Origin of the sequence: Xenophilus arseniciresistens, assembly GCF_028023875.1 — a bacterium.
GTDB lineage: Bacteria > Pseudomonadota > Gammaproteobacteria > Burkholderiales > Burkholderiaceae_C > Xenophilus > Xenophilus arseniciresistens.
In genome coordinates, this window is sequence record NZ_JAQIPB010000001.1 from 413,697 (window position 1) to 435,415 (window position 21,719).

General features: G+C 67.8%; 21 protein-coding genes. 12 read left to right on the forward strand and 9 right to left on the reverse strand.

Annotated elements, in window-relative coordinates; all coding sequences use genetic code 11:
- On the forward strand, positions 1 to 981 hold the full coding sequence (locus PGB34_RS01780) for a Bug family tripartite tricarboxylate transporter substrate binding protein (protein ID WP_271426346.1): 981 nt from the start codon (positions 1 to 3) through the stop codon (positions 979 to 981).
- 40 nt (positions 982 to 1,021) lie between these two features.
- On the opposite strand, the gene PGB34_RS01785 is transcribed toward PGB34_RS01780, so the two are convergent.
- Positions 1,022 to 1,477, reverse strand: a complete 456-nt coding sequence (locus tag PGB34_RS01785) for a CBS domain-containing protein (protein WP_271426347.1) — start codon at positions 1,475 to 1,477, stop codon at positions 1,022 to 1,024.
- Positions 1,478 to 1,677: 200 nt separating this feature from the next.
- Here PGB34_RS01785 and PGB34_RS01790 point away from each other — a divergent pair, with 200 nt between their 5' ends.
- Positions 1,678 to 2,997, forward strand: a complete 1,320-nt coding sequence (locus tag PGB34_RS01790) for an O-acetylhomoserine aminocarboxypropyltransferase (RefSeq protein ID WP_271426348.1) — start codon at positions 1,678 to 1,680, stop codon at positions 2,995 to 2,997.
- 5 nt (positions 2,998 to 3,002) lie between these two features.
- Positions 3,003 to 3,815: an alpha/beta fold hydrolase gene (locus tag PGB34_RS01795; protein WP_271426349.1), complete on the forward strand. Its 813-nt coding sequence runs from the start codon at positions 3,003 to 3,005 to the stop codon at positions 3,813 to 3,815.
- Between the two features lie 51 nt (positions 3,816 to 3,866).
- Here the strand turns inward: PGB34_RS01795 and PGB34_RS01800 are convergent, their stop codons facing one another.
- The 4 genes from PGB34_RS01800 to PGB34_RS01815 all read right to left on the reverse strand — a co-directional run bounded on the left by PGB34_RS01800 (position 3,867) and on the right by PGB34_RS01815 (position 6,853).
- The gene (locus PGB34_RS01800; RefSeq protein WP_271426350.1) at positions 3,867 to 4,280 is read right to left on the reverse strand and encodes a YgiW/YdeI family stress tolerance OB fold protein; all 414 of its coding nucleotides are present in this window, start codon (positions 4,278 to 4,280) and stop codon (positions 3,867 to 3,869) included.
- 119 nt (positions 4,281 to 4,399) lie between these two features.
- A complete protein-coding gene (locus PGB34_RS01805; protein WP_271426351.1) occupies positions 4,400 to 5,764 on the reverse strand; it encodes an ATP-binding protein in 1,365 nt (454 codons plus the stop codon).
- Complete coding sequence (locus PGB34_RS01810; protein ID WP_271426352.1) at positions 5,761 to 6,429, reverse strand: response regulator transcription factor; 669 nt, start codon at positions 6,427 to 6,429, stop codon at positions 5,761 to 5,763. Before PGB34_RS01810 ends, PGB34_RS01805 begins: the two co-directional genes overlap by 4 nt.
- A 46-nt stretch (positions 6,430 to 6,475) precedes the next feature.
- Positions 6,476 to 6,853 (reverse strand): thioredoxin family protein, encoded by a 378-nt coding sequence (locus PGB34_RS01815; RefSeq protein ID WP_271426353.1) that lies wholly within the window; start codon positions 6,851 to 6,853, stop codon positions 6,476 to 6,478.
- A gap of 194 nt (positions 6,854 to 7,047) precedes the next feature.
- On the opposite strand from PGB34_RS01815, the gene PGB34_RS01820 reads away from it, so the two are divergent.
- The 8 genes from PGB34_RS01820 (at position 7,048) to PGB34_RS01855 (ending at position 14,872) form a co-directional block, all read left to right on the forward strand.
- Positions 7,048 to 7,404 (forward strand): Mpo1-like protein, encoded by a 357-nt coding sequence (locus PGB34_RS01820; RefSeq protein WP_271426354.1) that lies wholly within the window; start codon positions 7,048 to 7,050, stop codon positions 7,402 to 7,404.
- Positions 7,405 to 7,570: 166 nt separating this feature from the next.
- Positions 7,571 to 8,581: a LacI family DNA-binding transcriptional regulator gene (locus PGB34_RS01825; RefSeq protein ID WP_271426355.1), complete on the forward strand. Its 1,011-nt coding sequence runs from the start codon at positions 7,571 to 7,573 to the stop codon at positions 8,579 to 8,581.
- Between the two features lie 42 nt (positions 8,582 to 8,623).
- Positions 8,624 to 9,634, forward strand: coding sequence for an ABC transporter substrate-binding protein (locus tag PGB34_RS01830; RefSeq protein WP_271426356.1), 1,011 nt, complete (start codon positions 8,624 to 8,626; stop codon positions 9,632 to 9,634).
- Entirely contained in the window at positions 9,631 to 10,440 is an 810-nt protein-coding gene (locus PGB34_RS01835) for an ABC transporter permease (RefSeq protein ID WP_271426357.1), read from the forward strand. The genes PGB34_RS01830 and PGB34_RS01835 overlap by 4 nt, the downstream gene beginning before the upstream one ends.
- Before the next feature lie 13 nt (positions 10,441 to 10,453).
- Positions 10,454 to 11,257, forward strand: coding sequence for an ABC transporter permease (locus PGB34_RS01840; protein ID WP_271426358.1), 804 nt, complete (start codon positions 10,454 to 10,456; stop codon positions 11,255 to 11,257).
- On the forward strand, positions 11,247 to 12,314 hold the full coding sequence (locus PGB34_RS01845) for an ABC transporter ATP-binding protein (protein ID WP_271426359.1): 1,068 nt from the start codon (positions 11,247 to 11,249) through the stop codon (positions 12,312 to 12,314). Before PGB34_RS01840 ends, PGB34_RS01845 begins: the two co-directional genes overlap by 11 nt.
- Entirely contained in the window at positions 12,311 to 13,135 is an 825-nt protein-coding gene (locus PGB34_RS01850; RefSeq protein WP_271426360.1) for a phosphodiesterase, read from the forward strand. The genes PGB34_RS01845 and PGB34_RS01850 overlap by 4 nt, the downstream gene beginning before the upstream one ends.
- 69 nt (positions 13,136 to 13,204) lie before the next feature.
- Complete coding sequence (locus tag PGB34_RS01855) at positions 13,205 to 14,872, forward strand: Na/Pi cotransporter family protein (protein WP_271426361.1); 1,668 nt, start codon at positions 13,205 to 13,207, stop codon at positions 14,870 to 14,872.
- A gap of 101 nt (positions 14,873 to 14,973) precedes the next feature.
- Here the strand turns inward: PGB34_RS01855 and PGB34_RS01860 are convergent, their stop codons facing one another.
- Positions 14,974 to 15,624, reverse strand: a complete 651-nt coding sequence (locus PGB34_RS01860) for a hypothetical protein (RefSeq protein ID WP_271426362.1) — start codon at positions 15,622 to 15,624, stop codon at positions 14,974 to 14,976.
- 179 nt (positions 15,625 to 15,803) lie between these two features.
- Complete coding sequence (locus PGB34_RS01865; protein WP_271426363.1) at positions 15,804 to 16,769, reverse strand: Bug family tripartite tricarboxylate transporter substrate binding protein; 966 nt, start codon at positions 16,767 to 16,769, stop codon at positions 15,804 to 15,806.
- A gap of 137 nt (positions 16,770 to 16,906) precedes the next feature.
- On the opposite strand from PGB34_RS01865, the gene PGB34_RS01870 reads away from it, so the two are divergent.
- Positions 16,907 to 17,608: a GntR family transcriptional regulator gene (locus tag PGB34_RS01870; protein WP_271426364.1), complete on the forward strand. Its 702-nt coding sequence runs from the start codon at positions 16,907 to 16,909 to the stop codon at positions 17,606 to 17,608.
- Positions 17,609 to 17,786: 178 nt separating this feature from the next.
- On the opposite strand, the gene cls is transcribed toward PGB34_RS01870, so the two are convergent.
- Together cls and clpA are read right to left on the reverse strand one after the other, a co-directional pair.
- Positions 17,787 to 19,232, reverse strand: coding sequence for a cardiolipin synthase (gene cls, locus PGB34_RS01875; RefSeq protein ID WP_271426365.1), 1,446 nt, complete (start codon positions 19,230 to 19,232; stop codon positions 17,787 to 17,789).
- A 130-nt stretch (positions 19,233 to 19,362) separates the two neighbouring features.
- Positions 19,363 to 21,684, reverse strand: coding sequence for an ATP-dependent Clp protease ATP-binding subunit ClpA (gene clpA, locus PGB34_RS01880; protein WP_271426366.1), 2,322 nt, complete (start codon positions 21,682 to 21,684; stop codon positions 19,363 to 19,365).
- Positions 21,685 to 21,719 lie beyond the last annotated feature (35 nt).

Here is a 21,719-nt window from a genome sequence, read left to right on the forward strand (position 1 = left end):
GTGCCAAAGCTTCGCCCCATCACCCTCGCCGCCCTTCTCGTCACCGCATTGCCCGGCGCCGTGCTCGCCCAGGCTGCCTGGCCGGCGGGCAAGCCCATCACGCTCATCGTTCCCTACTCGGCCGGCGGCAGCGTCGATTTCAATGCCCGCCTGGTCGCCACGCGACTGGGGGAGCGGCTCAAGCAGTCGGTGGTGGTGGAGAACGTGGCCGGCGCCGGCGGGGTGATCGGCGTGGCCAGGGCCGCCGCCGCGGCACCCGACGGCTACACCCTGGTGGCCGGGCCCGACAGCGTGATGGCCATCGGCCGGCTCATCAACCCGGCCGCCTTCAAGTTCGACCCGCTGAAGGACCTCGCACCGGTCGGCATGCTCAACACCGCACCGATGGTGCTGGTGGCCCGCCCCGGCCTGCCGGCGCAGAACTGGGCGGAGTTCGTCAAGCTCGCCAAGGCCGCGCCCGGCAAATACAACTACGCCACCTCGGGCGTGGGCACGGTTCTGCAACTGGCCATGGAGTTGATCAAGCAGCGCGAGGGGCTGTTCATCACGCATGTGCCCTACCGCGGCGGCGCGCAGATCGCCACCGACGTGATCGGCAACCAGATCGATCTGGCGATGCTGGTGAGCACGAGCGCCATCCCGCATGTGGCGGGCGGCCGCCTGAAGGCGCTGGGTGTGACGGGCAGCGAACGGCTGCAAGCGCTGCCCCAGGTGCCGGCCTTCGGCGAAATGCCGGGCCTCAAGGGCTATTCGATGCTGAGCTGGACCGGCATCTTCGCGCCGGCCAGAACGCCTGCGCCGGTGCTGCAGCGCCTGAACGAGGAACTCAACGCGGTGCTCAAGGAGCCCGAGGTGCGCGCCAAGCTGCTCGAGCAGGGCGCGCAGCCAGGCAGCGGCTCGGCCGAGGATCTGGGCAGGTTCGTTCAGGCGGAAGCCGCGCGCAACCAGAAGATCGTGCAGGCGGCCAACATCAAGGAATGAGCGCCTTCGCGAAGCCGGGGCCCCGCGAACGCGCAGCGCCTCAGCGCGTGGCTTCTTCGTCTTCGCCCGGCCAGTCGCGGATGTAGGCCTTGAGCATCTTGTTCTCGAAGTTCTGGCTGTCCACCACGGCCTTGGCCACGTCGTAGAAGCTGATCACGCCCATCAGCATGCGCTTGTCCATCACGGGCATGTAGCGCGCGTGGCGGTCCAGCATCATGCGGCGCACTTCGTCGAGTTCGGTCTCGGCCGTGCAGGTCAGTGGCGCATCGTCCATCGCCTTGCGCACGGTGGTGCTGCCCACGGCGCCGCCGTTGGCCTGCAGCGTGAGGATGATCTCGCGGAAGGTCAGCATGCCCACCAGATCGCCGTGTTCCATGACCACCAGGGAGCCGATGTCCTTGTCGGCCATCACGGCCACTGCGTCGGCCACGGGATCGTCGGGGGTGATGGTGTAGAGCGTGTTGCCCTTCACACGGAGGATGTCGCTGACTTTCATGGGGTTTGCTCCTCGCAGGGCCGGGATGTCGAATTGAATATAGCCCACAATCCGGGGCCTTTGGCAGCCCTTGCGCTCGCAGAGGCGCCGCCGAAAGTGACGACGCGTTACCAGCGCGACAGCGTCAGCCCCCCAACCTTGCGCCGCCGCCCCTGCGCGCGGCCTGTCAAGCGCTTTCGTTTCACGGAGACCTTCCCATCATGAGCGGCTATTCCGACCCCGGGTTCGACACCCTGGCCCTGCATGCGGGCGCCGCGCCCGACCCCGCCACGGGCGCGCGCGCCGTGCCCATCCATCTGTCCACTTCCTTCGTCTTCGAGTCCAGCGACCATGCAGCGGCGCTGTTCAACCTCGAGCGCTCGGGCCACGTGTACAGCCGCATCAGCAACCCGACCAACGCGGTGCTGGAACAGCGCGTCTCGGCGCTGGAGGGCGGCATCGGCGCCATCGCCACGGCCAGCGGCCAGGCCGCGCTGCACCTGAGCGTGGCCACCCTGATGGGTGCGGGCTCGCACATCGTGGCCAGCACGGCGCTGTACGGCGGCTCGCAGAACCTTCTGCACTACACGATGCGCCGCTTCGGCATCGACACCACCTTCGTCAAGCCCGGCGACATCGACGGCTGGAAGGCGGCCGTGCGGCCCAACACCAAGCTCTTCTTCGGCGAGACCGTGGGCAACCCCGGCCTGGACGTGCTGGACATCCCCACCGTGAGCCAGATCGCGCATGAGGCCGGCGTGCCCCTGCTGGTCGATTCGACACTCACATCGCCTTACCTGATCAAGCCCTTCGACCTCGGCGCCGACCTGGTCTACCACTCGGCCACCAAGTTCCTGTCGGGCCACGGCACCGTGATCGGCGGCATCGTGGTCGATGGCGGCAGCTTCGACTGGGACGGGCCGCGCTCGGCCGGCAAGTTCGCCGAACTGACGCAGGCCTACGACGGCTTCCACAACATGGTGTTCACCGAGGAGTCCACCGTCGGCGCCTTCCTGCTGCGCGCGCGCCGCGAGGGCCTGCGCGACTTCGGCGCCAGCATGAGCCCGCACACGGCCTGGCTGATCCTGCAGGGCATCGAGACGCTGCCGCTGCGCATGGAGCGCCACATCGCCAACACCGAGAAGGTGGTGCAGTTCCTGGCCAGCCACCCCTTCGTTTCGCGCGTGGGCCATCCGCTGCTCGAATCACACCCCAGCCATGCGCTGGCCGGCAAGCTGCTGCGCCTGGGCGCGCGCGGCGCGGGCTCGGTGTTCAGCTTCGACATGAAGGGCAACCGAGAGCAGGGCAAGAAGTTCATCGAGACGCTCAAGCTCTTCAGCCACCTGGCCAACGTGGGCGACTGCCGCTCGCTGGTGATCCACCCCGCGAGCACCACCCACTTCCGCATGACCGACGAGGCGCTGGCCGGCGCGGGCATCGGCCAGGGCACGATCCGCCTGTCCATCGGCCTGGAAGATCCCGACGATCTGATCGACGACCTCAAGCGCGCGCTGAAAGCGGCTGAAAAGGCGGGGGCCTGATCACCATGGAACTCCAAGTCAACGGCCACAAGACTTTTGTCTACACCGGCGGCAAGCCCTTCGACGCGGCCAAGCCCAGCGTGGTGTTCATCCACGGCGTGCTCAACGACCACAGCGTGTGGATCCTGCAAAGCCGCTGGTTCGCGCACCATGGCTGGAACGTGCTGGCCATCGACCTGCCGGGCCACTGCAGGAGCGAAGGCCCGCCGCCCGCGAGCGTGGAAGATGCGGCCGACTTCGTGCTCGCGCTGCTCGACGCGGCCGGCATCGAGAAGGCCGCGCTCATTGGCCACAGCTTCGGCTCGCTGATCGCGCTGGAAGCCGCCGCGCGCGCGCCGCAGCGTGTGTCGCACCTGGCACTGGTGGGCACGGCCTACCCGATGGTGGTGTCGCCCGCGCTGCTGCAAAGCTCGCTGGAAGCGCCCGAGAAGGCGATCGCTATGGTCAACACCTTCTCGCATTCGCTGCTGGCGCCGCCGCCCTCCTCGCTGGGGCCGGGCACCTGGCTGTACGGCGGCTCGCGCGCGCTGATGCGCCGCGTGTTGGCCAGCAACCCGCAGGTCAACGTCTTCCACACCGGCTTCAAGGCCTGCAACGACTATGCGAACGGTGAAGCCGCCATCGCGGCCGTGCAGTGCCCGGTGCTGTTCCTGCTCGGCGAAGCGGACCAGATGACCCCGCCGCGCGCCGCACAGGCGCTGGCGAAGAAGGCGCCGCAGGCCCAGGTGGTGACGGTGAAGGCCGGCCACGCGCTGATGAGCGAGGCGCCCGATGCGGTGCTGTTCGCGCTGCGCGATTTCGTGATCGGCACTCGCTAGGTAGGGCTGCGCGGGGCTCTTGTTCAGGGCTCCCGGCGGCCTGGGGGTTGCTTACTGAATCAAGGTCAGACGGTCGACCTCGAACTCGGTCTTGCGCAGACCCTTGTCGAACTCGCCCAGCAGCTCCACGCGCTGCTGCGCGCTCACGCTCTGGCCGGCGGGAAAGTCATCGTCGTCGATCTCGACCGTGATGCGGCCGGTGGCGTCCTCGAAGGTGTAGCGGTCGCCACCGTCGTGCGACACGATGCGGCCCTGCAGGCGCGCATGCTGGTCATCCTTGCCGGCATCGAGCAGTTGCTTGACGGTCATCAGTTGCACGCTGCTGGGGCCGGCATAGCCTGCCTGCGCAGCCGCGGGCTTGGGCGCGCTGCTCGGGCCGGTGTAGCCGGCGGGCTGCGCGATGGCGGTGGCGGCGCCCAGGCCCAGCAGGGTGGCGATGACCAGGGAAGTGGTGGCATGACGCATGTCGAGTGACTCCTTGTGATGGAAGCGTTGTGAAGGAAAGAACACGCGCGGGTTGCGGTGTGAAGAGATTGGGCGCCGCGAAGATGAAGGCAATCTGATGCGCGCCGGCGCAGCGCGCGTCAGCCCGGCGGGAAGTCCAGCACCACGCCCAGTCCGTGTCCGTCGATGCCCTCCTCGAAGCGCAGCGGCGCGCCATGCAGCGCCGCGATGCGCGCCACGATGGACAGGCCCAGCCCGTTGCCGGGCCGGCCCGTGCCCAGCACGCGGAAGAAACGCTCGCCCAGGCGCGCGCGCTGGTCCGGCGGCACGCCCGGCCCGTCGTCGCGCACGGCGATGCGCACGCCGCCGCCAGGCAGCGCGCCGGATTCGACGCGCACGGTGACGCCGGGCGGGCCGTAGTGCACGGCATTGGCAATGAGGTTGCGCAGGGCGCTGGCCAGCAGCGTGGGCACGGCCGGCACGCGCGCCACCGCCAGCGCGCGCTGCAGGTGTGCCGCGGGCGGGGGCGGCAGCGCTGGCGCCAGCGTGTCCAGCAGCTCGGCCAGGTCTACGGGCTCGCGCAGCAGCGGCTGGGCCTGCGGCTCCAGCCGCGTGAGCGCCAGGAGGCTTTCGACCAGCGCGGTGCAGCGGTCCACATCGGCGCGCAGTTGCGCCAGGTGCGCATCGGGCAGCCGGCTTTCGCGCTGCGCCAGCTGCACGCGCATGCGCAGCGCGGCCAGCGGCGTGCGCAGCTCATGGGCGGCGTCGGCGGTGAAGCGGCGCTCGCTCTCCAGCGCCTGGCCCAGGCGCATGAGCAGCGCATCGAGCGCGTCCACGATGGGTCGCAGCTCGCGCGGCAGGCCCTGCGCATCCACGGCCGACAGGTCCTGCGGCGACTTGGCGGCGATGCGCGTGGCCGCCTCTTCGAGCGGGCGCAGCAGGCGGCGGATCAGCACCCAGCTCAGCAGGCCCAGCACGGCCAGCAGCAGCAGCGCCGGCCAGGCCAGGTTCTCGGCCATGTCTTCCAGCAGCTCCAGCCGCTCCTGCATGGGCTGCGCGACCTGGGCGCTGAGGCCGCCCTCGCCGCGGCGCATGTGCACGCGCCACAGTTCGCCGTCGGCGCGCACGGTCGCGTAGTCGTCGCTGCGCAGCTCGGCCGGCGGCACGAAGGCCGCTTCGGGGGCGTCCTCGCCACGCTGCAGCACGCGTCCGTCGGCGGCCACGAGCTGGTAGACCAGGCGCAGCTTGAGCGCACCGCCGCGGCCGGCGCGCAATGCGTCTGCGCCCGCGCCCTGGCCGCTGGCCGCGCCCAGCTGCAGCACCAGCCGCGAGCCCTCTTCGAGCGCGTCGTCATAGACCTCGCTGGTGGCGAACCAGGCCACGCCGATCACGATGCCCAGGCTGACCAGCCACAGGCTGATGCTCACGCCCATCACGGTCAACAGCAGGCGCCGGCGCAACGACCAGCCCTGGCCGCGGCGCAGCCGGTGCGGGGCCCAGGTCATGTCGCGGCCAGGCCGTAGCCCTGGTTGCGCACGGTGGTGATGAAGCGGCTGCCCAGCTTGCGGCGCAGGTTGTAGATGTGGACCTCGATGGCGTTGCTCTCCACCTCCTCACCCCAGCCGTACAGCGCCTCCTCGAGCTGCGCGCGGCTGAGGATGTGGGTGGGGCGGCGCATCAGGGCCTGCAGCACGGCGAACTCGCGCGCCGTCAGCGTGAGGGGCTCGCCGGCCTGCGTCACGCGCTTGGCAGCGGGGTCCAGCACCACATCGCCATGGCGCAGTTCGGGCGTGGGCACCGCTGCCTGTCGGCGCAGCGCCGCACGCACGCGCGCCGACAGCTCCTCCAGGTCGAAGGGCTTGACCAGGTAGTCGTCGGCCCCCAGGTCCAGGCCCTGCACGCGGTCGGCCAGCGTGTCGCGCGCGGTGATCAGGATCACGGGCAGTTGCGCCGACCCGGCCCCTTGGGCGCGCAGCGCCTGCAGCACGGCATCGCCGTCCAGGCCCGGCAGGCCGCGGTCCAGCAGCACGCACTGGTACGCGTGCGTGGCCAGGGCCGCGGCCGCCTGGTCGCCGCGCTGCAGCCAGTCGACGGCATAGCCGTCCAGCTGCAGCCAGGACTGCAGCGAACCGCCCAGCGAGGGATCGTCTTCGATCAGCAGGATGCGCATGCGCAAAGCCTATGCGCCGAAGATGAAGTGAATCTGAGCCTGCTGCTCAGTCGCGTGCAACGGGCGGCTGCAGCGTAAAGGACGCAGGGTCTTCGCGCACCGCGCGCAGCAGCGCCGCCACCTCGGCCGGTGCGGGGCTTGCGGCCGGCAGCGCAGTGAGCAGCCGCGAGAGCGTCTGCGCATGCGGCAGCATCGGCCCGAGGAAGTGCAGGCCCTGGCCACTGGCCACCAGCAGCGTGGGGAAGGTCTCGACGTCGAAGTCGTCGGCCAGCTCCGAATGGTCTTCCACGTCCACCCAGGCGAAGGCGGCGCCCGCATGTTCCTGCGCCACCTGCGCGAACAGGGTCCGGTAGTCGCGGCAGGTGCCGCACCATTCGGCGCACAGGCAGATCACCTGGAGATCGGTCGAGGGGGGCTGGTTCATCGGTACGGAGGGCACAACAGGCTGCGGGCGCTTGGGGCGCCTGGGAGGCGCGTCGCTGGCTATTATGGGCACAGGCTCCGCACGAGAGCCGCAGGAGACGCAAATGGAACAACCCCCACGCTTCCCCGCTTCGCGAGGTCCGCTTCCCCCCGAGGGGGCGCGTCAGTGGCTTCGGGCGGCCGGGCGCCACTGACATGCCCCACAGCCCTCCCGACGCCTGGCCCTGGCGCAGCGGCGCTGCCGTCGATCCGCGGCAGTTCCGCAGCTTTGCCGAGTTCTACCCCTTCTACCTGAGCGAGCACGCCAACCGCACCTGCCGGCGCCTGCATTTCGTGGGTTCGTCGCTGGGCCTGGTGTGCCTGGCGCTGGCCGTGGCCACGGCCAGTGCGTGGTGGCTGCTGGCGGGCCTTCTGGCCGGTTACGCCTTTGCCTGGATCGGCCACTTCGGCTTCGAGAAGAACAGGCCCGCGTCCTTCAAGCGCCCGCTCTACAGCTTCATGGGCGACTGGGCCATGTACCGCGACATCTGGCTGGGGCGCATCAAGCTCTGAGTGCGCGCGCCACAGGTGCGGCAAGCCCGCGCCTGCCCGCGGCCTGCGCCAGAGCGCACGCCAGAACCAGGGCGACCTAAGGCCCAACCCCAATGGCCCGGAGTCATCACCTGGTCACAATGCCTGGCTCCAATGTAATCGTTTACATGGAAAGGCAAGGCGCAGGATGAGCATCCAGGCAGTGGCGAAGAAAGCGGGCGTGTCGGTCGCGACCGTCTCGCGCGCCTTCAACTTCCCGGACAAGGTCACGCCGGCCACGCGCATGCTGGTGGAACAGGTGGCGCGCGAGCTGGGCTACCTGCCCAACGCCAGTGCGCGCACCCTGCGCACGCAGCGCAGCCGCGTGCTGGGCGTGGTGCTGCCCACCTTGCTGAACCCCACGTTTGCCGAATGCCTGCACGGCATCGCATCGGCCGCCCATGCGGCGGGCTACGCCATCCTGCCGCTGACCACGGCCTACGAGATCGCCCAGGAGGAAGAGGCCGTGGGCCGGCTGATCGCGGCCAACGTGGACGGGATGATCCTGGTGGTCTCCAACCCCGGCACCTCGGCGGCGCTGGCGCGGCTGCAGGCCGGCCATGGCCCCTATGTGCTGGCCTACAACCGCCACCCCGGGCATCCCTGCGTGTCGGTGGACAGCGAAGCCGCTTCGGCCGAGGTGGTGCAGCGGCTGGTGGCGCTGGGCCATCGTCGGATCGCGATGGTCAGCGGCACGCTCGCGGCCTCCGACCGTGCGCAGCAGCGCTACCGCGGCTACCTCAAGGGCATGGCCGCGGCGGGCCTGAAAGCGCCGCCGCTGCTGGAGGTGCCCTTTGTCGAGACCGCGGTCGATGCCGTGAGCCGCCACCTGCGGCAGCGCGATCGGCCCACCGCCCTGTTCTGCTCCAACGACCTGCTGGCCATCCGCAGCATCCGCGCCGCCGCGCAGGCCGGCCTGCAGGTGCCACGCGACCTGGCCGTGGTGGGCTTCGACGGCATCGCGCTGGGCGAAGACCTCACGCCCATGCTCAGCACCGTGGCCCAGCCCAACAGCGAGATCGGCGCGCGCAGCGTCGAGCTGCTGGTGCAGGCCCTGGCCAGCGGCCAGCGCCTGGCGCCTTCTTCGGGGCTGCTGCTGCCCCATGCCTTCCGGGCCGGTGAATCCTGCGGCCCGGTGTCTTCCAGAAAAGCCGATTGAGTCGGCCTTCCCCTTCCTCTCCAAACCTCCCAAGGAGCTCCCATGTCCGCAACCTTCAAACGCCTGGGCCGGCTGGCCGTGCTGGCGGCCGGCCTGGCCGCCGGCAGCGCCTTTGCCCAGACCGCCATTTGCTACAACTGCCCCACCGAGTGGGCCGACTGGGGCACGCAGCTGCGCGCCATCAAGGCCAAGACCGGCGTCACGGTGCCGGCGGACAACAAGAACTCGGGCCAGTCGCTGGCCCAGCTGGTGGCCGAGAAGCGCAGCCCCGTGGCCGACGTGACCTACCTGGGCGTGACCTTCGCCATCCAGGCCCAGAAGGACGGCGTGGTCGCGCCCTACAAGCCGGCGGCCTGGAGCGAGATTCCCGACGGCCTGAAGGACCCGGCCGGCCACTGGTTCACCATCCACTCGGGCACGCTGGGCTTCATGGTCAATGTGGACGCGCTCAAGGGCAAGCCCGTGCCCCTGTCCTGGGCCGACCTGCTCAAGCCCGAGTACAAGGGCCTGATCGGCTACCTGGACCCGGCCTCGGCCTTCGTCGGCTACGTGGGCGCGGTGGCGGCGAACCAGGCGCGCGGCGGCAACCTGCAGAACTTCGGCCCCGGCATCGACTACTTCAAGGCGCTGCAGAAGAACGAGCCCATCGTGCCCAAGCAGACCTCCTATGCGCGCGTGCTCTCGGGCGAGATCGCGATCCTGCTGGACTACGACTTCAACGCCTACCGCGCCAAGTACAAGGACAAGGCCAATGTGCAGTTCGTGATTCCGGCCGAAGGCACGGTGGTCGTGCCCTATGTGATGAGCCTGGTGGCCAACGCGCCGCACAAAGCCGAAGCCGCCAAGGTGCTGGACTTCGTGCTGTCTGACGAGGGCCAGGCCATCTGGGCCAAGGCCTACCTGCGCCCCGTGCGCGCCAGTGCCATGCCCAAGGATGTGCAGGCGCAGTTCCTGCCGGCCAGCGAATACGCGCGCGCCAAGGCGCTGGACTACGCGGCCATGGCCGAGGCGCAGCGCGAGTTCTCGGCCCGCTACCTGAAGGAAGTGCGTTGAGCCACCCCTGGCGCCAGCGGGCCTGGATCTGCGCAGCCCCCGCGGCGGCCTTCTTCCTGGCCTTCTGGCTGCTGCCCGTGCTGCGCCTGCTCGCGCTGCCGGCCGAACAGGGCTGGCGCACCTACTTCCTGGTGTTCACCGACGGCGCCTACCTCCGCAGCATGCTCAACACGCTGGGGCTGTCGCTGGCGGTGACGCTGGCCACGCTGGTGCTGGGTGCGGCGGTGGGCATCTACCTGGCGCGCCGGCACTTCGCGGGCAGGCGCGTGCTGCTGTCGCTGCTGACGCTGCCGCTGTCCTTTCCGGGCGTGATCATCGGCTTCTTCGTGATCCTGCTGGGCGGCCGGCAGGGCCTGGTGGCCGACCTTTCCGAAGCGCTGGGCGGCGCGCGCCTGACCTTCGCCTATGGGCTGCTGGGGCTGTTCCTGGCCTACCTCTACTTCTCGCTGCCGCGCGCCATCGCCACCTATGCGGCGGCGGCCGAAGCCATGAACGCGCAGCTCGAGGAGGCCGCGCGTTCGCTCGGCGCCACGCGGCTGCAGGTGGTGCGCGACGTGTGGCTGCCCGAGCTGGCACCGACCACCCTGGCCTGCGGCGCCATCGTCTTCGCCACGGCCATGGGCGCCTTCGGCACCGCCTTCACCCTTTCGGCGAAGTTCGAGGTGCTGCCCATCACCATCTACAACGAGTTCACCAACTACGCCAACTTCGCGCTCGCGGCGTCGCTGTCGATTGCGCTGGGCCTGGTGACCTGGTTCGTGCTGTTCCTGGCACGCCACTTCAGCGGCAGCCCGGCCGTGCGTTGAGGAGCTGGCCTTCATGCGAAGCAACAACAACAACGCCCGCTCGCCCTTCCTTCTCACGATCACGCTGATCGTCAGCGTCTTCATGGTCGCGCCCATGGGGCTGTCGGTGATGGCCGGACTGGTCAACAACTACAGCGTGGGACTCAAGAGCGGCCTCACGCTGCGCTGGCTGGCCGAGGTGTGGGAGGTGTATGGCAACACCGTGGGCTGGTCGCTGCTGCTGGCCGCGGCCTGCGTGGTGGGCACGGTGCTGATCGGCGTGCCCTGCGCCTACGCGCTGGCACGCAGCCGCTCGCGCCTGGCCCGGGCTTTCGAGGAACTGCTGACCCTGCCCGTGGCCGTGCCCGGTCTGGCCACCGCACTGGCGCTGATCCTGGCCTACGGCCAGATCACCTGGTTCCGCCAGAGCTTCGGCTTCATCCTGGTGGGCCACATCGTCTTCACGCTGCCCTTCATGGTGCGCACCGTGGCCTCGGCCTTCCTGCAGGGCGAGCTCGTGGCGCTGGAAGAAGCCGGCCGCACGCTGGGTGCCAGCTTCTGGCAGCGCTTCATGGGCATCCTGGTGCCTGCCGTGTTCCCGGCCATCGTGGCCGGCGCGCTGATGGTGTTCACGCTGTCGGTGGGCGAATTCAACCTCACGTGGATGCTGCACACGCCCGTCACCCGCACCCTGCCCGTGGGCCTGGCCGACAGCTATGCCTCCATGCGCATCGAGATCGGCTCGGCCTACACGCTGGTCTTCTTCATCGTCATCCTTCCCGTGCTCTGGGGCCTGCAGTCGCTGGCCGACCTGATCCGCAAACGCCATGGAACTTGAACGCATCCCGGTCCATGTGGACCATTGCTCCAAAACCTACGCCGACGGCACCCGTGGCCTGCTGCCCACCAGCCTGCATGTGGAGGCCGGCGAGGTGCTGGCGCTGCTGGGCCCCTCGGGCTGCGGCAAGACCACCTTGCTGCGCCTGATCGCCGGCCTGGAGACGCTGGACGAAGGCGGGCGCATCCGCTTCGGCGAGCAGGACGTGACGCACCGCCCGGTGGAGCAGCGCAACGTGGGCATGGTGTTCCAGAGCTACGCGCTGTTCCCGCAGATGAGCGTGGCGGCCAACATCGGCTACGGCCTGCGCATCCGCGGCACCGACAAGGCCGAGGAACGGCGCGTGGTGGGCGAACTGCTGGAGCTCACGCGCCTGACGCCGCTGCAGCACAAGCGCCCCGGCGAGCTTTCTGGCGGCCAGCGCCAGCGCGTGGCCCTGGCGCGCGCCGTGGCCGTGCGCCCGCGCGTGCTGCTGCTGGACGAGCCGCTCGCCGCGCTGGACGCCAAGCTCAAGGAATCGCTGCGCGACGAACTGGCCGAGCTGCTGCGCCGCCTGCACATCACGGCCATCCACGTCACGCACGACCAGCAGGAGGCCATGGCCATCGCCGACCGGCTGGCCGTGATGCAGGCCGGGCGCATCGTGCAGGTGGGTCGCGGCGAAGACCTCTACCGCGCGCCCACCCACCCCTTCGTGGCCGAGTTCCTGGGCCGCGTGAACCGGCTGGAGCGCAGCGCCGATGCCGCCGCGGCCGGCGCGGTGCCGGTGGGCGGCACGGCACTGGCCTGCCCGCGCGCGCTGGGCGACACCCGGCTCCTGGTGCGGCCCGAAGACATCGAGGTGGGCGCGCTTCAGGCGGGCTGGGGCCGCGCGCGCGTGGCGCAGCGCACCTTCCTGGGCGACCGCGTGCAGCTGCGCCTTTCGGTGGATGACCAGGCCGACCTGCTGGCCGACCTGGGCCGCGACGCACCCTTTCACGCCGGCGACGAAGTGGGCATCCGCATTGCCGCCGAACGATTCATGAGTGCGCAGGAAGCGCCGGAGGCCCGAGCATGAACCCCACCTTCCTGGTCCAGCTGACCGACCTGCACATCCGCGAGCCGGGCCGGCTGGCCTACGGCCGCATCGACACCGCGCCCTACGTGGCGCGCGCCGTGCAAAGCGTGCTGGCCCTGCGCCAGCGCCCCGACGCCGTGGTGGTGACCGGCGACCTGGTCGACTTCGGCCGCGAAGCCGAATACGCGCATCTGCAGGCGTTGCTGGCGCCGCTGCCCATGCCCGTGTACCTGCTGCCCGGCAACCACGACGAGCGCGAGCAGCTGCGTCGCAGCTTCCCGGATCACCGCTACCTGGGCACCGAAGGCCATGTGCAGTACAGCGTGAAGGTGGGGCCGCTGCGCCTGATCGCGCTGGACACGGCCGAGACCGGCCAGCCCCATGGCCGGCTGTGCCGCGCGCGCCTGGACTGGCTGGCCGCCGAACTGGCGCGCTGCCATGGCGAACCCGTGGTCCTGGCCATGCACCATCCGCCCTTCAAGACGCTGATCGGCCACATGGACGACATCGGCCTGCTGGAGGGCGCGCCCGAGCTGGAGGCCCTCGTCGCGCGCCACCCCAACGTGGAGCGCATCCTCTGCGGCCATCTGCACCGCGCCATCGACGTGCGCTTCGGCGGCACCATCGCCAGCACCTCGCCTGCGCCGGCCCATCAGGTGTGCCTGGACCTGCAGCCCCAGGCCCCATCGGCCTGGACGCTGGAGCCACCGGGCTTTCGGGTGCATGCCTGGGACGGCCTTCGGCTGGTCACGCACCTCGCGGCCTCGGGGCAGTTCGAAGGCCCCTATCCTTTTCATGACAACGGGGCCTTGATCGACTGACCGACGCCCGAGCGCCGCAGCCGGGCGCACAATGACCGGCCGCCAGAACAAGGAGAAAAACCCCCGGCAATGAAACACCTGTTGAATCTGCTCGCAGCGGTGGCCCTGCTGGTGTGGGGCACGCACCTGGTGCGCACGGGCGTGCTGCGCGTCTTTGGTGGCAACCTGCGGCGCTATCTGCAGCGCAGCCTGGGCAACCGCTTCTCGGCCGCGCTCGCGGGCATCGGCGTCACGGCGCTGGTGCAGTCCAGCACGGCCACCTCGCTGATGACCTCCTCCTTCGTCGGCCAGGGCCTGATCACCCTGCCGGCCGCGCTGGCCGTGATGCGCGGCGCCGACGTGGGCACCGCGCTGATGGCGGTGCTCTTTTCCACCGACCTGTCCTGGCTCTCGCCGCTGTTCATCTTCACGGGCGTGGTGCTGTCGGTGACGCGGCCCGAAAGCACGGGTGGGCGCGTGGGCCGCGTGCTCATCGGCCTGGGGCTGATGCTGCTGGCGCTGGAACTGGTGGTGCAGGCCACCGGGCCGCTGTTCGACAGCGAAGCCATGCGGGCCGTGATCCAGTCCATCACGAGTGACCTGCTGCTGGAGATCACGCTGGGCGCCGCGCTGGCCGTGCTGGCCTATTCCAGCCTGGCCGTCGTGCTGCTGGTGGCGGCCATGGCGGCCTCGGCCGTGGTGCCGCTGGACGTGGCGCTGGGCCTGGTGCTGGGCGCCAACCTGGGCAGCGGCATCCTGGCCGTGCTGACCACCGCCAAGGCCTCGGTGGCGGTGCGGCAGGTGACGGTGGGCAACCTGCTGTTCAAGATGCTGGGCGTGGCCGTGGCGGCGCCCTTCCTGGGCCTGTGGCTGCGCCATCTGCAGCCCCATGTGGGCGGGCCCACGCAGCTGGTGGTGTTCTTCCACCTGGCCTTCAACATCGCCAGCAGCCTGCTGTTCATCGGCCTCACGGCCCCCGTGGCCCGGCTGTGCATGCGGCTTCTGCCCCAGCCCGCGGCGGCAGCGGCCCTCGGCCGGCCCCGGCACCTGGACCCATCGGCCCTGTCCACGCCCTCGCTGGCCATCTCCAACGCCGCGCGCGAGGCCCTGCACCAGGCCGACGTGGTGGAGAGCATGCTGATCGGCACCCTGACGGTGATCCGCACCAACGACCTGCGGCTGGCCGAAGAGCTGCGCAAGATGGACGACACGGTCGACCAGCTCTATTCCGACATCAAGTACTACCTGACCAAGATCTCGCGCGAGGCGCTGGGCGAGGAAGAGAGCAAGCGCTGGACCGACATCATCAGCTTCACCATCAACATGGAGCAGGTGGGCGACATCATCGAGCGCGTGATCACCGACATCGAAGACAAGAAGATCAAGCCGCATCGCAATTTCTCTGACGCGGGCATGGCCGAGATCGTGGAGCTGCACGAGCGCCTGGTGGCCAATTTGCGCCTGGGCATGAGCGTGTTCCTCAACGGCAACGTGCGCGACGCGCAGAAGCTGCTGGAAGAAAAGGCCCGCTTTCGCGACCTGGAGCGCGCCTATGCCAACACCCACCTGAGCCGGCTGATGGACCGCGCCGCGCCCAGCATGGAAACCAGCTCGCTGCACATCGACCTGATCAGCGACTTGAAACGCATCAACTCGCACATCTGCTCGATCGCATACCCGATCCTCGATTCAGCCGGGGCGCTGGCGCCCAGCCGGCTGCGGGCGTCGCAGTTGCTGCCGCAGGATGATCATCCGTAGCGACTACGGGAAGACAAAGCGTGGTTTTACGGCCAGGCCACGGCGAACCCCAGAAGTTGGACGGTCACAATGCCGCCGATTCGGCGCAGCGCAGCCGGCAGTCAGTTGGCCTTGGCAAATGCCTGCCGAAAGTATTCCGACACAGCTGGCACCAGATCGCTGGGGACATGGTCCGCATTTGGAACTATGTCCAAGTGCGACTCGATGCCAGCGTCGATCAGCAACTCGTGCAAGCGAATGGCGCGTGCCACGCGAGTGCCGCCGCTATCGTTGATGCCTGGGCAAAAGAGCGGACTCGACGGAGGAATGGTGACTTCTGGACGCGTGTCATTCGCACCCACTGCGACGTGAACCTTGAGTGCCCGCAGACCTACCCAATCGATGTCTATGCCCAAGATGCTCTGCACACCCTTCACTCCCGTGAACCATTGTTGATGCGGGCTCAGCGAGGTGATCGTCCCCGGCGCCGCAAGTGACAGGCCCGCCAGCCTTGACGCGTGTAGGTACGCAAATCGATGAGCGAACTGAGCACCCCCGGAGAAGCCAGCAAGCCAGAATTTTCCCGGCGACACCTCATACTGCGCCAAGACTTCGTCGACCATCGACATCAAGAGCTCATCGAACCTGACATCACCGTACCGAAGGAACACATAGTTGTGCAGTTCCTCGTCTGCAGTCAATGCAGCCGGAAAGCAGGGTGCCAGCAAAACGCAGCCCAGCTCTTCTGCCAGCGGCAGGTAGACGTCGCGCAACTGTTCCGGCCGACGGTCCGTTCCGTGAATGAGCACCAGGAGTTCACGCTGCGCACGAGGGCCTCTCGCCGGCGAGGACGGGACATAAACACTGTATGAGCACCTGCGGTCCGCACGGCAGGCTCTGCTTGGGAAAACCCCCCAAGTCTGATCGATCTGATAAGGCTGACTTTGCATCGTCACTGTGCGGTCAGGCCTACGCGATGGGCCAGAGCAGTTTGCTTGGCGAGTTCTTCCTGCATGAACCCACGAACCTTTTCCGGAGGCATCAGGATTGGGATCATTCCTTGCGCCGACAAAGCCTCCTTGGCGGCAGAGTCACTCATTGCCTCCTTGAACGCTTCAAAGTATTTCTTCGACTGGGCCAACGCCATGCCTTTGGGAGCAAGCAAGGCGATCCAAGCGTCCATGGCATAGCCCGGCACGAACTCGGCAATCGCGGGAACGTCTGGCATCGCCGGAGCGCGCTGCGCGTTGGTCACGCCCATTGCCTTGATTCTCCCTGCCTTCACCAACTGCGCGACTGAAGGCAGTGCCAAGTACGCGATTTGAATCTGCCCATTTGCAAGATCGGCAATCAGGGAGCTTGCATCTTTGTACGGTACATGGTTGGTCGATACGCCGGCTTCGATGTTGAACGCCGCGCCTGCAAGGTGGAGCACGGTTCCCACGCCCAAGGAGCCGAAGTTGAATTCGCCCGGCTTCGCTTTCATCTGGACAATCAGCTCGGGAATAGTCCTGGCGGCTAGCCCGGGAGAGGCCACCATCACCATCGGCACCGTTCCAACGATGGTGACCGGCGAGAAGTCGTTGATGACATCGTACGGCAGCGACTTGTACAGGCTCGGATTGATGACGTGGTTGGACGAGACGATCAGCAACGTATGTCCGTCGTTGCTCGCCCGAGCCGCCTGCGCAGTAGCCAGCGTGCCGCCTGCGCCTGGAAGGTTCTCGATGACCAACGGGTTTCCGATTTTTGCCGACACCGCAGGGGAAACGGCTCGGAGGTAGGCATCCATCCCAGACCCGGCAGGACCGGGCACCAGAACGCGAATCGCGCGATTCGTCTGTGAAAGAACTGGGCTGGCCGCCGTCAGTGCAGCCAGCAGGAGGCAGGCACGGCGGCGCACGGAAATCTCTCTCATGTTGTCTCCTAAAGTGTGGACACTTAATGGATTATTCACTTCTATGATGCTGATATCACTCGTACTATCCCTATTAGTGTCGACACTTTCATACTTGCAAGTGCGTGACCGGCCGAACGCTCAGGCAGAATGTGGGCATGGATGACACCGATCTCTCGTTAAGCGAAGCCGCCTCCGGCAACCAACTGGTTGTGAGCCGAATCTGCGACACCCTCCGAGAGAAGATCGTCTCCGGCACCATCCTTCCGGGCAGTGTGATCAACTCAGTTGAGCTCGCACGACATTTCGGTACGAGCCGGACGCCGGTGAGGGAGGCGCTGTTGATCCTTAGCCAGGATGGCCTGATCTCGATCACCAATTACCGACGCCCCAAGGTTGCCGTCGTGACTGTGGAGGCCATACGAGATCTCTATGGCTTTCGCGAGGCGATGCATGCCTACATGGCTGCGGCTATCGTTGCAAAAGCGAGTGATGAGGAACTCTTGACGCTCAAGCAAATGGCCACCTCGTTGCTCCGCACAGCAGGAGCAGACCCAATGCAGCACTTGCTGGACATTGAGTCCTACCTGGGTGAGGAATTGCGTTTGTGCAGGAATGAGGTCGTCGTAGGGGCTCTGAACGCCTTGAAGTACAAGATCCGCTGGTTTCGCCGGGTAGGCATGCCGACGCGCGAGCAATTCCTGATCCTGGCCCGGGATCGGCTCCGGGCAGCAGAGGCCTACGCAGAGCGAGACGCCTTCCTTGCGGAGGCAGTGAACAGGTCAATGGTTCGAAAGGGTGCGAATTTCTGCGAGCAGAGCTTTCAACGGGCAGCGAAAAGTTGGTCTTCCGCAGAGTGATGCGGCGGAGGTCCTGATCCTGGTCTTGGTTTTCATCATGCCTGTCGTTCGGTTACCGAGCGGTTCGAATTCCTAGGGCAGGGTCATAAGGCTTTGGCTCCTCGGTACGAAGCCATGTCTTGTCACCCTCCTCCAAATTTCTCGTGCACTCGGTGCATCCCCCGGCTGCGCCCCTCTTCTACAGCAACGGCGACAACAACCGCGCCCCCGCCTCCCCCAGCCTTGCCACGAAGCGCGGCCGGCGTCGGCGCACGGGGGATGCGTGCTGCAGGTCGGCCTCGAACTGCGCGGCCAGGGCCTCGGCCAGCGTGGGGCCGTAGACCACGGCCATGACTTCGAAGTTCAGGCTGAAGCTGCGCTGGTCGAAGTTGGCGGTGCCGATCATGGCGCAGTGCTCGTCCACCACCAGGGTCTTGGAGTGCAGCATGCGTTCGCGGTATTCCCAGATCTTCACGCCCGCAGAGATCAGCTCAGAGAAGTACGAACGCGCGGCCGCGCTGACGACGCGCGAATCGCTGCGCGCGGGCACGAGCACGCGCACGTCCACGCCGCGCAGGGCCGCACTGGTCAGCGCCAGCAGCGCAGCTTCGGTGGGCACGAAGTACGGCGTGGTCAGCCAGCAGCGCTGCGTGGCGCCGTGGATGGCCGCGACCTGCAGGCGGTGGATGGGCTCCAGCGGCGTGTCCGGGCCGCTGCTGACGATCTGCACCGGGATGCGGCCAGCTTCCAGCGTGGGCAGCATGCGGCCCAGCTGCTCGTCGCCTGCGCCGCGCGGCCGCTCGCCCGTGGCGTAGGCCCAGTCTTCGAGGAAGGTGGTCTGCAGCCAGCGCACGGCCGCCCCTTCAAGCCGCAGATGCACGTCGTGATACGCATCGGCGCGCGCGCGCCGGTCTTCCTCGTCCGTGATGTTCACGCCGCCAGTGAAGCCCACGCAGCCGTCGCACACCACGATCTTGCGGTGGGTGCGGTAGTTGATGACGGGCCGCAGCCGGCGGCCGATGCGCGAGTCATGGAACAGCGCGATCTGCGCGCCCGCCTCGCGCAGCGGCGCCAAGAAGCGCCGGCCCACGCGCTTGGAGCCCAGCGCGTCGATGAGCAGGCGCACCTGCACACCCGCGCGGGCGCGTGCGACGAGGCTGTCACGCAGCCGCGTGCCGATGCCATCGGGCTCGTAGATGTAGTACTCGAGGTGGATGTGGTGCTGCGCGGCATCGACCGCGGCCAGGATGGCGTCGAAGGTGGCGGCGCCGCCCGAGAGCAGGTCGGCCGCGGTGGCGCTCGACAGCGGCAGCCCGCAACTGGCGGCGCCCAGGGCGGCCAGTTGCTGCAGCGCGGGCGGGGCTTCGCGCGCGGCCGAGCGGATCAGCGAGATGTCGCGCGCGTTGTGGGCGCTGGCCCGTGTGCGCAGGCGCTTGAGGCGCTGCTTGCGCAGCCGCTGCGGGCCGAAGAAATAGTAGATGCCGAAGCCCACATAGGGCAGCGCGGACAGCGACAGGATCCAGCCCAGCGTGGCGACGGGCGTGCGTTTTTGCAGAACGATCCACACCGAGAGCACGGCGATGTAGAAGGTCCAGGCCAGCGAAAGGCCGGTCTTCCAGGCGTCGCTGAGTTCAGGCAGGTTCACGAAGAGGGCTGAGAAAAAGGGGGAGGAAAAGAGGAATGCGGCGCTGTGGTGATGGCGCTCGCCCACGAACAAAGGGCCGGCAGCGATGCTACCGGCCCTTCTTCTTGACGCTGCGCTGCGCGCAAAAGACTCAACCCGCCGCGGCTTCCTCGGCTTCAGGCTTGTTGCGGCCTTCTTTCTTGGGCAGCGGCTGGATGTCGAGCAGGACCTCGTCCTTCTCGTCCAGGTCCACGCCCAGGCGGCCGCCTTCAGTCAGCTTGCCGAAGAGCAGCTCGTCGGCCAGCGCGCGGCGGATGGTGTCCTGGATCAGGCGCTGCATCGGGCGCGCGCCCATCAGCGGATCGAAGCCCTTCTTGGCCAGGTGCTTGCGCAGCTTGTCGCTGAAGGTGACTTCGACCTTCTTCTCGGCCAGTTGCGTTTCGAGCTGCAGCAGGAACTTGTCGACCACGCGCAGGATGATCTGCTCGTCCAGGGCCTTGAAGCTGACGATGGCGTCCAGCCGGTTGCGGAACTCGGGCGTGAACAGGCGCTTGATGTCGCCCATTTCGTCGCCGGCCGCGCGCGGGTTGGTGAAGCCGATGGTCGCCTTGTTCATGGTCTCGGCGCCCGCATTGGTCGTCATGATGATGATGACGTTGCGGAAGTCGGCCTTGCGCCCGTTGTTGTCCGTCAGCGTGCCGTGGTCCATCACCTGCAGCAGCACGTTGAAGATGTCCGGGTGCGCCTTCTCGATCTCGTCGAGCAGCAGCACCGCGTGCGGCTTCTTCGTGACGGCCTCGGTCAGCAGGCCGCCCTGGTCGAAGCCGACGTAGCCCGGAGGCGCGCCGATCAGGCGGCTGACGGCGTGGCGCTCCATGTACTCGGACATGTCGAAGCGGATCAGCTCGATGCCCATGATGAAGGCCAGTTGCTTGGCCGCCTCGGTCTTGCCGACGCCCGTGGGGCCGCTGAACAGGAAGGAGCCGATGGGCTTGTCGCCCTTGCCCAGGCCCGAACGCGACATCTTCACGGCCGAGGCCAGCACTTCCAGCGCCTTGTCCTGGCCGAAGACCACGCTCTTGAGATCGCGCTCCAGGGTCTGCAGCTTGCTGCGGTCGTCGTTGCTCACGTTCGCGGGCGGGATGCGCGCGATCTTGGCCACGATTTCCTCGACCTCGGTCTTGCCGATGGTCTTCTTGCGCTTGGAAGGCGCGAGGATGCGCTGCGCCGCACCGGCCTCGTCGATCACGTCGATGGCCTTGTCGGGCAGGTGGCGGTCGTTGATGTACTTGGCCGACAGCTCGGCCGCCGCCTGCAGCGCAGCCGTGGCGTACTTGACGCTGTGGTGCTCCTCGAAGCGGCTCTTGAGCCCCTTGAGGATCTCGATGGTCTCGGGCACCGTGGGCTCGACCACGTCCACCTTCTGGAAGCGCCGCGACAGCGCCGCGTCCTTCTCGAAGATGCCGCGGTATTCCGTGAAGGTGGTCGCGCCGATGCACTTGAGCTGGCCGCTGGAGAGCGCCGGCTTGAGCAGGTTCGACGCGTCCAGCGTGCCGCCCGAAGCCGCGCCGGCGCCGATCAGCGTGTGGATCTCGTCGATGAACAGCACCGCGTTGGGCTTGTCCTTGAGCGACTTGAGCACGCCCTTGAGGCGCTGCTCGAAGTCGCCGCGGTACTTGGTGCCGGCCAGCAGCGCGCCCATGTCCAGCGAGTACACGTTGGACTCGGCCAGGATGTCGGGCACGTCGCCCTGGGTGATGCGCCAGGCCAGGCCCTCGGCGATGGCCGTCTTGCCAACGCCGGCTTCGCCCACCAGCAGCGGGTTGTTCTTGCGCCGGCGGCACAGGATCTGGATCACGCGCTCGACCTCGTAGTCGCGGCCGATCAGCGGATCGATCTTGCCGTCCTTGGCCTGCTGGTTGAGGTTGACGGTGAACTGCTCCAGCGGCGAGGCCTTCTCGTTCTTCTCGGCACCGCCGCCCTCCTCGCCTTCCGACGAAGGCGCTTCGCCGCCCTTGGCGGGCTCGGGCGGATCGCTCTTCTTGATGCCGTGGGCGATGAAGTTCACCACGTCGAGGCGGGTGACGCCCTGCTGGTGCAGGTAGTAGACGGCGTGCGAATCCTTCTCGCCGAAGATGGCCACGAGCACATTGGCGCCCGTGACTTCCTTTTTGCCGTTGCCGGTGGACTGCACGTGCATGATGGCGCGCTGGATCACGCGCTGGAAACCCAGCGTGGGCTGCGTGTCCACCTCGTCGGTGCCGGCCACCTGGGGCGTGTTGTCCTTGATGAAATTCGTCAGCGATGCGCGCAGATCATCGATGTTGGCCGAGCATGCACGCAGCACTTCGGCGGCGCTCGGGTTGTCCAGCAAAGCGAGCAGCAGGTGTTCCACGGTGATGAACTCGTGGCGCTGCTGGCGGGCCTCGACGAAGGCCATGTGCAAGCTGACTTCCAGTTCCTGGGCAATCATGTGATTTCCTTTGCCTTGCTGTGTGATGGGGCGAT

Coding starts and splice junctions, on each gene's coding strand:
- PGB34_RS01790 (WP_271426348.1), top strand. CDS start 1,678: ATGAGCGGCTATTCCGACCCCGGGTTCGACACCCTGGCCCTGCATGCG.
- PGB34_RS01855 (WP_271426361.1), top strand. CDS start 13,205: ATGAAACACCTGTTGAATCTGCTCGCAGCGGTGGCCCTGCTGGTGTGG.
- PGB34_RS01865 (WP_271426363.1), bottom strand. CDS start 16,769: ATGAGAGAGATTTCCGTGCGCCGCCGTGCCTGCCTCCTGCTGGCTGCA.
- PGB34_RS01795 (WP_271426349.1), top strand. CDS start 3,003: ATGGAACTCCAAGTCAACGGCCACAAGACTTTTGTCTACACCGGCGGC.
- PGB34_RS01820 (WP_271426354.1), top strand. CDS start 7,048: ATGCCCCACAGCCCTCCCGACGCCTGGCCCTGGCGCAGCGGCGCTGCC.
- PGB34_RS01840 (WP_271426358.1), top strand. CDS start 10,454: ATGCGAAGCAACAACAACAACGCCCGCTCGCCCTTCCTTCTCACGATC.
- PGB34_RS01815 (WP_271426353.1), bottom strand. CDS start 6,853: ATGAACCAGCCCCCCTCGACCGATCTCCAGGTGATCTGCCTGTGCGCC.
- PGB34_RS01830 (WP_271426356.1), top strand. CDS start 8,624: ATGTCCGCAACCTTCAAACGCCTGGGCCGGCTGGCCGTGCTGGCGGCC.
- PGB34_RS01825 (WP_271426355.1), top strand. CDS start 7,571: ATGAGCATCCAGGCAGTGGCGAAGAAAGCGGGCGTGTCGGTCGCGACC.
- PGB34_RS01845 (WP_271426359.1), top strand. CDS start 11,247: ATGGAACTTGAACGCATCCCGGTCCATGTGGACCATTGCTCCAAAACC.
- PGB34_RS01810 (WP_271426352.1), bottom strand. CDS start 6,429: ATGCGCATCCTGCTGATCGAAGACGATCCCTCGCTGGGCGGTTCGCTG.
- PGB34_RS01785 (WP_271426347.1), bottom strand. CDS start 1,477: ATGAAAGTCAGCGACATCCTCCGTGTGAAGGGCAACACGCTCTACACC.
- PGB34_RS01805 (WP_271426351.1), bottom strand. CDS start 5,764: ATGACCTGGGCCCCGCACCGGCTGCGCCGCGGCCAGGGCTGGTCGTTG.
- PGB34_RS01800 (WP_271426350.1), bottom strand. CDS start 4,280: ATGCGTCATGCCACCACTTCCCTGGTCATCGCCACCCTGCTGGGCCTG.
- PGB34_RS01870 (WP_271426364.1), top strand. CDS start 16,907: ATGGATGACACCGATCTCTCGTTAAGCGAAGCCGCCTCCGGCAACCAA.
- clpA (WP_271426366.1), bottom strand. CDS start 21,684: ATGATTGCCCAGGAACTGGAAGTCAGCTTGCACATGGCCTTCGTCGAG.
- PGB34_RS01850 (WP_271426360.1), top strand. CDS start 12,311: ATGAACCCCACCTTCCTGGTCCAGCTGACCGACCTGCACATCCGCGAG.